This window comes from Guptibacillus hwajinpoensis, assembly GCF_020524165.1.
GTDB classification, from domain to species: Bacteria; Bacillota; Bacilli; order Bacillales; family Guptibacillaceae; genus Guptibacillus; species Guptibacillus hwajinpoensis_D.
Genome location: NZ_JAIVKU010000001.1, coordinates 266,117 through 279,049, shown reverse-complemented (window position 1 = coordinate 279,049; position 12,933 = coordinate 266,117). Strand labels below are relative to the sequence as shown.

The 12,933-nt window shown below is 43.8% G+C and carries 17 protein-coding genes; 2 read left to right on the top strand and 15 right to left on the bottom strand.

The genetic code is table 11. The annotated features are described in order from the left end of the window. Positions 1-2: 2 nt before the first annotated feature. From LC090_RS01455 to LC090_RS01445, 3 genes are read right to left on the bottom strand one after another with little or no spacing between them, the layout of a single operon-like run. Entirely contained in the window at positions 3-1,121 is a 1,119-nt protein-coding gene (locus LC090_RS01455; RefSeq protein ID WP_226654545.1) for an NADH-quinone oxidoreductase subunit C, read from the bottom strand. After that, positions 1,118-1,636 carry a NuoB/complex I 20 kDa subunit family protein gene (locus tag LC090_RS01450; protein ID WP_142329594.1) on the bottom strand — a complete coding sequence of 173 codons (519 nt, stop codon included), beginning with the start codon at positions 1,634-1,636 and terminating at the stop codon, positions 1,118-1,120. The genes LC090_RS01455 and LC090_RS01450 overlap by 4 nt, the downstream gene beginning before the upstream one ends. Then, positions 1,627-2,004, bottom strand: coding sequence for an NADH-quinone oxidoreductase subunit A (locus LC090_RS01445; protein WP_226654544.1), 378 nt, complete (start codon positions 2,002-2,004; stop codon positions 1,627-1,629). Before LC090_RS01445 ends, LC090_RS01450 begins: the two co-directional genes overlap by 10 nt. Before the next feature lie 120 nt (positions 2,005-2,124). Between LC090_RS01445 and LC090_RS01440 the strand changes: the two genes are divergently transcribed. Next, the gene (locus tag LC090_RS01440) at positions 2,125-2,613 is read left to right on the top strand and encodes a YbgA family protein (RefSeq protein WP_226654543.1); all 489 of its coding nucleotides are present in this window, start codon (positions 2,125-2,127) and stop codon (positions 2,611-2,613) included. Between the two features lie 55 nt (positions 2,614-2,668). Beyond that, the gene (locus tag LC090_RS01435) at positions 2,669-3,229 is read left to right on the top strand and encodes a DUF1697 domain-containing protein (RefSeq protein WP_226654542.1); all 561 of its coding nucleotides are present in this window, start codon (positions 2,669-2,671) and stop codon (positions 3,227-3,229) included. A gap of 45 nt (positions 3,230-3,274) precedes the next feature. Here the strand turns inward: LC090_RS01435 and LC090_RS01430 are convergent, their stop codons facing one another. The 12 genes from LC090_RS01430 to glyA form a co-directional block, all read right to left on the bottom strand. Continuing rightward, positions 3,275-3,676 (bottom strand): F0F1 ATP synthase subunit epsilon, encoded by a 402-nt coding sequence (locus LC090_RS01430; protein WP_224590835.1) that lies wholly within the window; start codon positions 3,674-3,676, stop codon positions 3,275-3,277. 117 nt (positions 3,677-3,793) lie between these two features. Then, positions 3,794-5,203, bottom strand: a complete 1,410-nt coding sequence (gene atpD, locus LC090_RS01425; RefSeq protein WP_159786297.1) for a F0F1 ATP synthase subunit beta — start codon at positions 5,201-5,203, stop codon at positions 3,794-3,796. 84 nt (positions 5,204-5,287) lie between these two features. Next, on the bottom strand, positions 5,288-6,151 hold the full coding sequence (locus LC090_RS01420; protein WP_226654541.1) for a F0F1 ATP synthase subunit gamma: 864 nt from the start codon (positions 6,149-6,151) through the stop codon (positions 5,288-5,290). Positions 6,152-6,200: 49 nt separating this feature from the next. Beyond that, positions 6,201-7,709: a F0F1 ATP synthase subunit alpha gene (gene atpA, locus LC090_RS01415; RefSeq protein WP_224590839.1), complete on the bottom strand. Its 1,509-nt coding sequence runs from the start codon at positions 7,707-7,709 to the stop codon at positions 6,201-6,203. Positions 7,710-7,728: 19 nt separating this feature from the next. Next, positions 7,729-8,283 carry a F0F1 ATP synthase subunit delta gene (locus tag LC090_RS01410; RefSeq protein WP_224590842.1) on the bottom strand — a complete coding sequence of 185 codons (555 nt, stop codon included), beginning with the start codon at positions 8,281-8,283 and terminating at the stop codon, positions 7,729-7,731. After that, a complete protein-coding gene (gene atpF / locus LC090_RS01405; protein WP_224590844.1) occupies positions 8,280-8,789 on the bottom strand; it encodes a F0F1 ATP synthase subunit B in 510 nt (169 codons plus the stop codon). The genes LC090_RS01410 and atpF overlap by 4 nt, the downstream gene beginning before the upstream one ends. A 106-nt stretch (positions 8,790-8,895) precedes the next feature. Then, complete coding sequence (gene atpE, locus LC090_RS01400) at positions 8,896-9,108, bottom strand: F0F1 ATP synthase subunit C (protein WP_121681967.1); 213 nt, start codon at positions 9,106-9,108, stop codon at positions 8,896-8,898. A gap of 66 nt (positions 9,109-9,174) precedes the next feature. Beyond that, positions 9,175-9,885: a F0F1 ATP synthase subunit A gene (gene atpB / locus LC090_RS01395; protein ID WP_226654540.1), complete on the bottom strand. Its 711-nt coding sequence runs from the start codon at positions 9,883-9,885 to the stop codon at positions 9,175-9,177. A 19-nt stretch (positions 9,886-9,904) separates the two neighbouring features. Beyond that, entirely contained in the window at positions 9,905-10,273 is a 369-nt protein-coding gene (locus LC090_RS01390) for an ATP synthase subunit I (RefSeq protein ID WP_226654539.1), read from the bottom strand. Next, positions 10,274-10,504, bottom strand: coding sequence for an AtpZ/AtpI family protein (locus LC090_RS01385; RefSeq protein ID WP_224590850.1), 231 nt, complete (start codon positions 10,502-10,504; stop codon positions 10,274-10,276). Positions 10,505-10,804: 300 nt separating this feature from the next. After that, complete coding sequence (gene upp / locus LC090_RS01380; RefSeq protein ID WP_159786319.1) at positions 10,805-11,434, bottom strand: uracil phosphoribosyltransferase; 630 nt, start codon at positions 11,432-11,434, stop codon at positions 10,805-10,807. 185 nt (positions 11,435-11,619) lie between these two features. Next, on the bottom strand, positions 11,620-12,867 hold the full coding sequence (gene glyA, locus LC090_RS01375; protein WP_226654538.1) for a serine hydroxymethyltransferase: 1,248 nt from the start codon (positions 12,865-12,867) through the stop codon (positions 11,620-11,622). Positions 12,868-12,933: the final 66 nt, after the last annotated feature.

Genomic DNA, 12,933 nt, shown 5'->3' with positions numbered 1-12,933 from the left:
CGCTACACCTCCACATCATAAGGCTCATAATCTTTTCGAAGCGGATGACCGACCCAATCATCTGGCATCATGATTCTCGTTAAATTCGGATGTCCTTTAAAGATAATGCCGAGCAGGTCATACCCTTCTCGTTCTGGCCAGTTTGCCCCAGCCCACAGCGATGTGAGCGAATCAATGACCGGTTCGTTTCGGTCCATTTTCACTTTAAGTGCGACGCTCTGGTGATTTTGATACGAGTATAGGTGGTTGTAAATTTCCATATGCGTCTCAAAATCGGTGCCGTGCGTTTCAGAAAGATAATCAAAAGCGAGCAGCTCATTATATTTAAGGAACTGCGCCACTTTAAGGTATGTCTCTTTCTTTGCAACAAGCGTTGGAACATCTTTTGCGAGCCGATTAATGTACGCCTCTTCAAGAAGGTCGTCTCCGAGATTTTCTTGAATGATATGAAGGTAGCGATCAAGCACGGGCTGATTGGGTGAAGGGGCTGCCGGCTCATCCTCTTCTGTAGCTGCTTTTTTCGCTTTAGCTGCAGCGGCTTTTGCCTTTGCAGCTGCAATCGCTTTTTCTTTCTGATCAGCAGCTTCGGAATTACCCGCCTCTTTTTGCTTTCTTAGAGCTGCGGCTTTCGCTTTTGCCGCCGCTACAGCTTTCTTTTTCGCAAGAGTAGCTTCTTCCTCAACGCCACCGTCATTCTCCATTTCTTTCTGCTTTTTCAACGCAGCTGCCTTCGCCTTTGCGGCAGCAACCGCTTTCTTTTTCGCAAGTGCGATGTCTTCTTCCGATGCTTCCTCGTCTGTTTCGTTTTGTTTCAATTCTTTTTGTTTTTTCAATGCCGCCGCTTTCGCCTTTGCGGCAGCGACTGCCTTTTTTTTCGCAAGCGCAACGTCTTCTTCCTCCGCTACGCTATTCTCTTCACTTTTCTCCATTTCTTTTTGCTTTTTAAGCGCTGCGGCTTTTGCTTTAGCTGCTGCGACCGCTTTTTTCTTTTGAAGTTCAAGGTCATCAGCAGGATTCTCGGCTTCCGCCTTCTTTTTCCGTAACTCAGCCGCCTTCCGCTTTGCTTCTTCTACGGCCTTTCGTTTTGCTTCCGCCAGCTCTTCAGGTGTTTGATCGCTCATCGATTCGTCACCCGCTTTCCGGTGCGCGCTTCATAGCGGATTTTTTCTTGTAGTTTGTTGATTCCGTATATAAGGGCTGCTGGATTTGGCGGGCAGCCAGGGATATACACATCAACGGGGACAATTTGATCCACTCCTTTTACAACGGCATAGGAGTTAATATATGGACCGCCCGCTGTCGCACATGAACCCATCGCAATGACCCATTTTGGTTCTGGCATCTGATCATAGAGACGTTTTAATACAGGAGCCATTTTTTTCGTTACGGTTCCTGATACAATCATCACATCAGACTGTCTTGGGGACGTTCGAAAAAACGTTCCAAAGCGGTCTAAGTCATAGTGAGAAGCACCAGAACCCATCATCTCAATGGCACAGCAGGCGAGACCAAACGTTAACGGCCAGAGCGAATTGCTTCGTGCCCAGGCCTTTACATTTTCAAGGGTTGCAAGGAAAACATTGTGCTTCATTTCCTCATATTCTTCCGGCGTTATATTTTCTAAGTTTAAATCCATTTCAACACCTTCTTCTTCCAAGCGTATAGTAAGCCAATTAATAGCATGACAATAAAGATCATCATTTCGATGAACGCAAAGAAACCAAGCTTTTGATAGGCTACCGCCCATGGATACAAGAAAACGGTTTCGACATCAAAGATGACAAAAAGCAATCCAAATAAATAATAACGAACGTTATACTGAATCCAGCTTTGGTGAAACGGCTCAATGCCACTTTCATAGGTTGTTTGTTTCTCAGATGTTGGTTTTGAGGGACGAAGGAATCTTCCTGCTGTTAGGGCAACAGTTGGAAGGAGAAGGCCAAGGAAAAGGAACATGATTACGAAGAGGTAACTATTTTGGTACACGTTAAGCGATTCACCCATGAAGGTCTCTCCTCTCATCGTGCTGTAAAGTTGCTAGTCTTGTATACTAATTCAACATCCCCACTCTTATTCTTGCTTTTATTTGTAAGTTTTTTTTAAATTTCGAACAGAGGTGATCGAATGAGCAACAAACGAATCCGACCGATAACAGAAAAGCTGTGGGCAAGAAATAAATATACGGTGATGGCGAAAGGCTATGAGCATTACAAAAACATAGGAGAAGCGTTAAAAAAAGCGCAATCACCTGAAGAGCTGCTTGATGTCTATGACTTACTAAAGAAAACCTTAACTCTCCCCTATACTAAAAAGGGTATGCGGACAACACTCCAACATATGTGGGGCTATTTCAAAAAAAGGGCAACAAGCGAGGAAAAAGAAGAATTTATTGCCGTTATGAATGAGCAACTAACTGATTTAAACCCCTTAACCGATCACAACATTGAAGTGATTCAAAAGCAGATTTGGAAGCTGCTTGAAACCTATCCGTCTGATTATTTGTTACAAAGTAGCTTTGTTCAACCACAGAGGAAATGGAATGAGGTGTATGATCAAAAACAGTTGCGGATTGTCTTAAGAGAAGATTATCTAAAAGAAAGTAGTAGAAAATAGAAGGATTACTACCTTAACTTCCCGTAGTTAACCAACAAAAGAAGGTGGGACGAAAATGACAAACTATATCGCATTATTAAGAGGAATCAACGTTGGTGGAAAAAACAAAATCAAAATGGCCGAATTGCGGGATGCCCTTTCAAGTGATGGGTTTCAGAATGTGAAAACATATATTCAAAGCGGGAATGTTTTGTTTGAATCTGAAGAAGCTGAAAACCTTTTAAGAAAAAAGATGGAAGAGATCATCGCGAAACAGTTCGGATTAAAAGTCCCTATCGTTTTAAGAACTGCGATAGAGTGGAAGAACATCATCGAAAACTCCCCTTTTCATGATGAACAAATTTCAAAAGCGAAGGAAGTGGCCACTGGGGAAAGTTTTTATGTCGCGATGTTAGCAGAGCCTCTTTTAAAAGAATCTGAACAAAAGCTTCTTACCTATGTATCTGAAACAGAAAAATGTGAGATTAGAGGCAGAGAAATTTATCTACTTTTTTATGATAGCATTCGAAACTCAAAACTTGCGAGCTACGTAACGCGTTCAAACGAGTACGCCACGGTGCGGAATTGGAAAACGATTAACAAAATAGATCACATGCTACCGAATGTACAGATTTAAATACAAAAAAAGCACCAGCGGGAACATCCCGCCGGTGCTTTCCATTTATTTACCTGCCAAATCCAGGCGGTTGATTGCGCGCTTAAGCGCTAGCTCAGCACGTTTGAAATCAACGTTGTCCTGCTTCGCTTGATTCAAGCGTTGTTCTGCTCGTTCCTTCGCTGCACGTGCGCGTTCCACGTCAATGTCGGAAGGTAACTCAGCAGACTCAGCAAGGATCGTTACCTGCTTTGGTCTTACTTCAACAAACCCACCGCTAACGGCCAGTACGTGTGTATCCGCTCCATTTTTGAAGCGAACCGCATTGATTGTAAGAGGGGCAACAAGCGGAATGTGTCCAGGTAAAATTCCGAGCTCACCGCTCGTTCCTTTTACGCTGACCATTTCAGCTTCCCCTTCGTATACCGGGCCGTCAGGGGTGACTACACTGACATCCAATGTATTCATTGTACCCCTCCCTGGGTGTGGTGATCGTAATTAGAGAAAGTAAAAGAAATTTAGCTAATCGCCACTAAATCAAAAGTTCGTGCGGTAGACGCGTTTGGTCTCCGCACTACTTTTGATTTACGCCATTTGTTTAGCCTTTTCAACCACTTCTTCAATTGTTCCAACAAGACGGAATGCGTCCTCTGGAATATCATCGTGTTTACCATCAAGGATTTCTTTGAAACCTTTGATCGTTTCTTTAACTGGTACGTAAGAGCCTTTTTGTCCAGTAAACTGTTCAGCTACGTGGAAGTTCTGAGAAAGGAAGAACTGAATGCGACGAGCGCGCGAAACAGTTAGCTTATCTTCATCAGAAAGCTCATCCATACCTAGGATTGCGATGATATCTTGAAGCTCTTTATAGCGCTGAAGCGTCTGTTGTACTTCACGCGCTGTGTTGTAGTGCTCATCTCCAACGATTTCCGGAGAAAGCGCACGAGAAGTTGAAGCAAGTGGATCCACCGCAGGGTAGATACCTTGCTCAGATAGTTTACGCTCAAGGTTTGTTGTTGCATCAAGGTGAGCAAACGTCGTTGCCGGAGCCGGGTCAGTGTAGTCATCGGCTGGTACGTAGATTGCTTGAATTGAAGTAACAGAACCTTTATTTGTAGAAGTGATACGTTCTTGAAGTTGACCCATCTCAGTCGCAAGTGTAGGTTGGTAACCTACTGCTGATGGCATACGTCCAAGCAATGCCGATACCTCAGAACCAGCTTGTGTAAAGCGGTAGATGTTATCGATGAAGAGAAGAACGTCTTGTCCTTGCTCATCACGGAAGTATTCTGCCATTGTAAGACCTGAAAGGGCAACACGCATACGTGCACCTGGTGGTTCGTTCATCTGACCGAATACCATTGCCGTTTTCTTAATAACGCCAGAATCAGTCATTTCGTAGTAAAGGTCATTACCTTCACGCGTACGTTCACCAACACCTGCGAATACAGAGATACCGCCGTGCTCTTGTGCGATGTTGTTGATCAGTTCCTGGATCAGTACCGTTTTACCTACACCGGCACCACCGAAGAGACCGATCTTACCACCTTTAACGTATGGTGCAAGAAGATCGACTACTTTAATTCCCGTTTCAAGGATATCCGTTGTTGTTGAAAGGTTTTCGAATACTGGTGCTAGACGATGAATCGGATCGCGGCGTACTTCGCCGAGCTCTTCATTAAGGTCAATTTTCTCACCTAGTACGTTGAATACACGTCCTAGTGTAATATCTCCAACTGGAACGGAGATTGGTGCACCTGTATCGAGAGCGTCAACTCCACGTACAAGACCGTCTGTTGAACCCATTGCTACGGTACGAACAGAGTTATCGCCAAGGTGAAGCGCGACTTCAAGCGTCAATTCGATGCTCTCTTCAGCACCGGTTTGAGCGATATAGTTAACTTTAAGGGCGTTGTAGATTTCTGGAAGCTTTCCGCTCTCAAACTTAACGTCTACAACCGGACCCATAACCTGGGTAATGTATCCCTTGTTCATCCTGTTCCCTCCTAACTTGCTTTAAGCTGCCAAAACAAGAATCGTCCTTATTTGGCAATTAAGACTATCTATTTCATTCCGTTTCTATTCTAACGCCGCTGCCCCAGACACAATTTCAGTTAGTTCCTGTGTAATCGAAGCCTGACGAGCACGGTTGTAGGATAGTGTAAGGTCGCCGATAAGGTCGTCCGCGTTATCTGTCGCACTTCTCATCGCTGTCATACGGGAAGCGTGCTCGGCTGCTTTCGCATCAAGAAGCGCTCCGTAGATCAAGCTTTCAGCATATTGAGGAAGGAGTACTTCAAGAATTTCTTCTTCAGACGGCTCATACTCATAGCTTGCGAGTGATTTGCCTCCGCCTGTCTCAATATTGGTTAACGGAAGAAGTTTCTTCTCTGTTAAGTCCTGCTGAATGGCACTTACATAGTGGTTGTAATAAAGATAAAGCTCATCGAAAGCTCCATCTTCAAACATTCCTACTGTTCGAGATGCAATGTCTTTAATGTCTGCGAAAGATGGCTGATCGGAAAGACCAACAATGCTTTCAACAACAGGCATTCCGCGCTTTTTAAAGAAGGAAAGTCCTACTTTACCAGCTACGATAATTGCATACTCATCTGTAGAGTTATGACGCTCATTAATGGTTCTATATACATGACGTAGTACCGAACTATTGTATGCCCCAGCAAGTCCACGGTCTGATGTGATTACCACATAACCGGTTTTCTTTACTTCACGGCTTTCTAGCATCGGATGACGTACGCCGCTCGATCCATTTGCAATGCTTCCAACAACCTCTTGAATTTTCTCCATGTATGGAACGAATGACTTTGCATTCATTTCAGCACGGTTCAATTTCGCAGCGGAAACCATCTGCATCGCTTTTGTAATCTGCTTTGTTTTCTTCGTCGACGTAATTCTCGACTTAATGTCGCGTAAAGATGCCACTCATTTCACCACCTTTTAAGCTGGCCGCGGCGTTTCCGCCGCATCCCTCTTATTCAGATACTGCGAAGCTCTTTTTGAATTCTTCGATTGCACCGTTGAATTCTTTTTCATCAGGAAGAGCTTTTGTTTCACGAATTGTATTGAAGATTTCTTTCTTATTGTGTTCGATCCATGTCATCATTTCAGATTCAAAACGCTGAATGTCGCCAACTGGGATATCATCAAGGAATCCACGAGTTAGTGCGTAAAGAATAGCAACTTGCTTCTCAACTGCAAGTGGCTTGTTTAGTCCCTGCTTAAGAACTTCAACCGTACGAGCACCACGGTTCAGCTTCGCTTGAGTTGCTTTATCAAGGTCAGAACCGAACTGAGCGAATGCTTCTAGCTCACGGTATGATGCAAGGTCAAGACGTAGTGTACCCGCAACCTTCTTCATCGCTTTAATCTGAGCGGAACCACCTACACGGGATACGGAAAGACCGGCGTTAACCGCTGGACGTACACCCGAGAAGAAGAGATCAGATTGAAGGAAGATCTGTCCATCTGTGATGGAGATTACGTTAGTTGGGATATAAGCTGATACGTCACCAGCTTGTGTTTCGATAAACGGAAGGGCAGTTAGTGAACCTGCACCTTTTGCATCACTAAGCTTCGCTGCACGCTCAAGAAGGCGTGAGTGAAGATAGAATACATCCCCTGGATATGCTTCACGACCTGGAGGACGACGAAGTAGTAGGGAAAGTTCACGGTATGCAGAAGCCTGCTTTGTTAAGTCATCGTATACAACAAGAACGTGCTTGCCGTTATACATGAATTCTTCACCCATTGTGACACCAGCATAAGGTGCTAGGAAAAGAAGCGGAGATGGCTGAGACGCGCCAGCTGTTACAACAATTGTGTAATCAAGGGCACCCTGCTTACGAAGCGTTTCAACAACGCCACGTACCGTAGATTCTTTCTGACCAATCGCAACGTAGATACAAATCATATCTTCGTCTTTTTGGTTTAGGATTGTATCGATCGCAATGGATGTCTTACCCGTCTGACGGTCACCGATGATAAGCTCACGCTGTCCGCGTCCGATTGGAATAAGAGAGTCAATTGCTTTGATTCCTGTTTGAAGTGGCTCATGTACTGATTTACGATCCATAACCCCTGGAGCTGGGCTTTCGATCGGACGAGTTTTTGTTGTACCAAGTGGGCCCTGTCCATCAACAGGTTGTCCAAGTGGGTTTACAACACGGCCAAGAAGCTCTTCACCGACTGGAACTTCCATGATGCGTCCAGTACGACGTACTTCATCGCCTTCACGAATTTCAGTGTATGGTCCAAGGATGATGATACCAACGTTGCTCTCCTCTAGGTTCTGAGCCATACCCATAACACCGTTTGAAAATTCAACAAGCTCTCCTGCCATCACGTTATCGAGACCGTGGGCACGAGCAATACCATCACCAATCTGGATAACGGTACCAACATCATCAACTTTAATATCAGTTTGATAATTTGCGATTTGCTGCTTGATCAGCGCACTGATTTCTTCAGCATTGATGCTCATGCATATTCACCCCTATCTTCTAGCTCTTCGCTGAAACTAATTCTCGTTCCATGCGTTTAAGTTTTCCGCTAATGCTTCCGTCAAAAATGCGATTGCCAACACGTACTTTAATCCCACCGATTAACGTAGGGTCGATCACATTTTCAATGCGAAGCGTTGTTTTGCCTACTCTTTTCGCAAATACAGTCGAAACTCTCATCTGCTCCTCTTCCGTTAGAGGCTTCACAGAATAAACTTTCGCTGCTGCTGTTTGCTGTTGTTCATACGTCAGTCTTTCAAATTGGTTCACAAGATCAAAAACGATCGCCACACGCTTTCTTTCAATCAGTGTCAGAAGCGTATTCATAACCGTCGGTGATAAAGAAGACCCAAAGCTTGTTTGGACGATTTCTTTCTTTTGTGCTGTCGTAAATTTCGGATGTTCAAACACGTTCATCAGATCCGGCGTTTGATGAAAGACATCCTTTACGATGACAAGCTCATTCTTGACCTGCTCGACGTTATCGTTCTCACGAGCGATGTCAAAAAGAGCACCGGCATAACGCTTTGCGATTACTTCAAGATCTCTACTCATTTCTGATCGCCTGCCTGATCAAGGTACTCATCGATCAGCTGCTTTTGAGCTCGCTCATCCAGTTCCTTCTCAACAACTTTTGAAGCGATCATAACGGATAGTGAGGCAACCTGCTCTCGTAATGAGGCAACTGCACTTTCACGCTCACGTTTGATTTCAGCAGTAGCTGCTTCTTTCAAACGTTCAGACTCAAGACGAGCCGCTTCGATCATTTCCTGACCTTTTTGGTCAGCCATTTGCTTTTGGTTCTCAAGCATTGCTTTTGCTTCCTGACGAACACGCTTCATTTCATCGCGCTGCTCATTCAAAAATGCTTCCGCTTCTTTACGATTCTTCTCAGCTGCATCAATTTCGTTCGCAATGTGCTGCTCACGCTCTTTCATGATGCCCATAAGAGGTCCCCATGCAAACTTCTTTAGTAGCGCAAGAAGGACAATAAATGCGACAAGCTGATAAATGATATCTCCTGCAGCAAATCCTGCTCCTAGAATTAAACTATTGAACACCGTGTTCACTCCCTTCAGAGGTCATACAAAACGAATGGCGAAGGTTTCATTTCGAAACTTTCTTCGCCATCATGAAACGATCCAACATCACTATAAAGTTCTTAAATTATTGACCTAGTACGATGAAGGCAATAACAACACCGATGATCGGCAATGCCTCAACTAGTGCGATACCGATGAACATTGTTGTTTGAAGAGTTCCGCGAAGTTCTGGTTGACGAGCGATTCCCTCTACTGTACGTCCTACGATAAGACCGTTACCAATACCGGCACCTACTGCCGCTAAACCTACTGCAATTGCAGCTGCAATTAAACCCATGCTAAACTTCCTCCTTATAATTCATAAAATAGTTTTTATATAATCAAAACTCATTGTACCCAGTGTTTAGTGGTCATCTGCCACTTTGTGTGCCATGTAAACCATCGTTAGCATTGTAAAAATAAACGCTTGAATTGTACCGACAAAGATACTGAATCCTTGCCATGCGAGCATAGGAAGAAAGGCTCCAAGCGCTCCGCCAAATCCACTAGCACCAAGACCAGCTAGAAGGCCTAGTAGAATTTCACCAGCGTAAATGTTTCCGTAAAGACGAAGACCAAGCGTTAATGTATTGGAAAATTCCTCAATTAACTTAAACGGGAATAAGAATTTTAGCGGGCTAATAAACCCTTTTCCATATTCCTTTGGCCCTTTCATTTTCACACCGTAATAGTGTGTAAGCACCACGACCATCGTTGCTAGAGTTAGCGTGATTGTCGGGTCTGCAGTTGGAGACTTCCACCATAATTCGTGATCGATTGTAATGGCAAATGGAAGACCAAGCATATTTGATACGAAAATATACATGAGTAGCGTCATCCCGAGAAACAGGAAGCGCCCACCGGTTTTCCAGTCCATCGTACTTCCAATAAGCCCTTTAACAAAGTCCATTACCCACTCAATAAAGTTCTGCAATCCCGTAGGACGCATTGCTAACGAACGAGTTGCTACAACAGCAAGAATAAAAACAATAGCAGAAGCAATTGTAATCATAAGAACATTGGAAAGGTTGAAAGTAAGTCCTAGAAAGTCATGTGTAGGTGCATGATGTTCCAACAGCTTTTCACCTCTCTTCCTACTTAAAGCGTATTTTGGATATTGAATCTATGAGAATGATAATATAGGTGATCATTAACCCAATTACCACACCTAGCAAGCTGAAGTGTTCCGGATATCTTGTCGCAATGGCTACGGCTAGTCCAGCAACGGCCAGTCTTGTTAAAAAACCGAGCGATTTTGCCTTTTTACCTTCTGCAGCAGCTTCTCCAAGACGATTGATCTTACGGAACATATTAAATAGGTTGTAAATACTGAAAATGGTGCCAAGAATTAACCCGAGGAATAATGCTTTATAGGAGGTAATTCCCCAACCCATTACGAAAATGGCGAGCAAATACAGGGTAAATTGCATGTAGCGGCGAAAACTTTGAGTATATTCTGTCATTTAATCTTCCCCTGTAAACTTATGTAGAAGACGAACCAATCCATAAATTCCTCCGCCCAAACCGAGCAAAAGACCAATTATGAGAAAAAGTGGAAATGTGTCGAATAGACGATCCATCCATCTTCCCAAAAATACCCCCGCAAGGATCGATCCAACAAGATAAGAAAGGATTGTTGTATAGAGTGCCATCGCCTTCAAATAAAGCGCCCCTTTGCTATAAAGGTGAGTCATTGAAAAGGATGTATCGAGCAAATGAAAACCTTATCACTATACCCTTTGTAAGTCTACAATAGGGTGTACTTGATGTCAATGCGTTTAGAGGAAATGGTGTGATCAAATTCACAAATAGAAAAACACTTAAAAAACCCAGTAATACCAAGGATAGTAACGCTTACACGAGCAGAGTTGTGTTAATCAGAGAAAACAGGGAATCATTCCCTGTCATTTAAGACGGAATTTGTCACTTTTTTATCACATTTTAGGACGTTGCAACAAAAAAACTCTTCCATTTAAGGAAGAGTTTTTTCGTTATTATTTTGTTCCGTATAGACGGTCTCCGGCATCGCCAAGACCTGGAACAATGTATCCTTTTTCGTTTAGCTTCTCATCAAGACCTGCAATGTAAATGTCTACATCAGGATGCGCCTCGTTTAGAAGTTCTACGCCTTCAGGTGCTGCAATCAGACACATCATTTTAATGTTTTTTGCTCCACGTTTTTTAAGGGAATTGATTGCTTCAACAGCAGAACCGCCCGTTGCAAGCATTGGATCAATCACGATGAATTCACGTTCTTCAATGTCAGCAGGAAGCTTTACATAGTATTCTACCGGCTGAAGCGTTTCAGGATCACGGTAAAGACCAACGTGGCCAACTTTAGCAGCAGGAATCAGTTTGAGAATCCCGTCTGTCATGCCAAGTCCAGCTCTAAGGATTGGAACTAGTCCAAGCTTCTTACCAGAAAGTACCTTTGATTTCGCTTCGGTTACAGGCGTTTTCACCATCACTTCTTCAGTTGGAAGCTCTCTTGTAATTTCGTAAGCCATCAATGCTGCTACTTCATCCACAAGTTCACGGAACTCCTTCGTTCCAGTTTTCTCATCACGAATGTATGTAAGCTTATGCTGAATCAACGGATGATCGAACACGTATACTTTACCCATCGTATGCACTCCCCTTTTCGTTTTGGTTTCGTTCCTAAATCTTCTTCGCAATTTTACAGAAAAACGTGGATTGATTCAAGGCTTTCTAAGATGATGAAATATTCACGCTCTTCCGATCTAATGACGAACGGCCATCATTTTAGAAAAACGCCGGGAAATAAGCATCTCCCGGCGTCAGTGTCTATTTAATAAGAAAGGTTTTCATACATCGGGAATTTGTCAGTAAGCTCTTGAACACGCTTCGCTGCTTTTTGAAGAGCATCTTCGTTTTCGTGCTGCTTCAATACATCGCCAATGATACTTGCGATTTCTTCCATTTCTACTTCCCCAAATCCGCGTGACGTAACGGCTGCTGTACCGATACGAAGGCCGCTCGTTACGAATGGGCTTTGTGGATCGAATGGAATCGTATTTTTGTTCGTTGTAATACCAATATCATCAAGCGCTTTTTCAGCGACTTTCCCTGTTAAATCAAGGCTTTGTAAGTCGAGAAGTACAAGGTGGTTATCCGTTCCGTTTGAAACGAGATTAATGCCTTCTTTTTCAAGCGCTGAAGCAAGTTTTCTAGCATTCGCTACAACTTTTTCTGAGTAAGCTTTAAAATCGTCAGAAAGAGCTTCTCCGAAGGCTACCGCTTTTGCAGCGATCACGTGCATCAGTGGTCCCCCTTGAATACCAGGGAAAATCGACTTATCAATTTTCTTCGCAAATTCTTCTTTACAAAGAATCATGCCGCCACGCGGTCCACGAAGTGTTTTATGGGTAGTCGTCGTTACGAAATGGGCGTGTGGCACTGGATTCGGATGATGTCCTGTAGCAACAAGACCTGCAATATGGGCCATATCGACCATCAAGTACGCATCTACTTCATCCGCAATTTCACGGAATCGTTTAAAATCAATTTCGCGCGGATAAGCACTTGCACCTGCAACGATTAGTTTTGGACGATGGGTTTTTGCTTTTTCAAGAACATCTTCGTAGTCAATACGGTGTGAATCCTTGTCGACGCCGTACTCCACGAAGTTATATTGCACGCCACTGAAGTTCACAGGGCTTCCGTGCGTCAAATGACCGCCGTGAGAAAGATTCATGCCAAGAACCGTATCACCCTGCTCAAGAATGGTGAAGTAAACCGCCATGTTGGCTTGTGCGCCTGAGTGAGGCTGAACGTTCACATGCTCTGCACCAAATAACTGCTTGGCACGGTCTCTTGCAATATTTTCAGCGACATCGACATATTCACAGCCACCGTAATAACGTCGGCCTGGATAGCCTTCCGCATACTTGTTTGTTAAAACAGACCCTTGCGCCTCCATCACGGCTTCTGATACAAAGTTCTCTGATGCGATAAGTTCAATCTTGCTGCGCTGTCTGCCAAGCTCGTCTTTCATTGCCTGTAAAAGTTCTTGATCCTGCTTTGCTAGGTTTTGCATTGATATCCCCTTTCCATCCCACACAAATTACCATTCGCAAACACGAACAGTTCGTATTTCATCTCG

Bases quoted from the DNA above. Each gene is read 5' to 3' on its own strand.
- LC090_RS01455 (WP_226654545.1), bottom strand. From the start codon at position 1,121: ATGAGCGATCAAACACCTGAAGAGCTGGCGGAAGCAAAACGAAAGGCC.
- LC090_RS01450 (WP_142329594.1), bottom strand. From the start codon at position 1,636: ATGGATTTAAACTTAGAAAATATAACGCCGGAAGAATATGAGGAAATG.
- LC090_RS01445 (WP_226654544.1), bottom strand. From the start codon at position 2,004: ATGGGTGAATCGCTTAACGTGTACCAAAATAGTTACCTCTTCGTAATC.
- LC090_RS01440 (WP_226654543.1), top strand. From the start codon at position 2,125: ATGAGCAACAAACGAATCCGACCGATAACAGAAAAGCTGTGGGCAAGA.
- LC090_RS01435 (WP_226654542.1), top strand. From the start codon at position 2,669: ATGACAAACTATATCGCATTATTAAGAGGAATCAACGTTGGTGGAAAA.
- LC090_RS01430 (WP_224590835.1), bottom strand. From the start codon at position 3,676: ATGAATACATTGGATGTCAGTGTAGTCACCCCTGACGGCCCGGTATAC.
- atpD (WP_159786297.1), bottom strand. From the start codon at position 5,203: ATGAACAAGGGATACATTACCCAGGTTATGGGTCCGGTTGTAGACGTT.
- atpA (WP_224590839.1), bottom strand. From the start codon at position 7,709: ATGAGCATCAATGCTGAAGAAATCAGTGCGCTGATCAAGCAGCAAATC.
- LC090_RS01410 (WP_224590842.1), bottom strand. From the start codon at position 8,283: ATGAGTAGAGATCTTGAAGTAATCGCAAAGCGTTATGCCGGTGCTCTT.
- atpE (WP_121681967.1), bottom strand. From the start codon at position 9,108: ATGGGTTTAATTGCAGCTGCAATTGCAGTAGGTTTAGCGGCAGTAGGT.
- LC090_RS01390 (WP_226654539.1), bottom strand. From the start codon at position 10,273: ATGACAGAATATACTCAAAGTTTTCGCCGCTACATGCAATTTACCCTG.
- LC090_RS01385 (WP_224590850.1), bottom strand. From the start codon at position 10,504: ATGACTCACCTTTATAGCAAAGGGGCGCTTTATTTGAAGGCGATGGCA.
- upp (WP_159786319.1), bottom strand. From the start codon at position 11,434: ATGGGTAAAGTATACGTGTTCGATCATCCGTTGATTCAGCATAAGCTT.
- glyA (WP_226654538.1), bottom strand. From the start codon at position 12,867: ATGCAAAACCTAGCAAAGCAGGATCAAGAACTTTTACAGGCAATGAAA.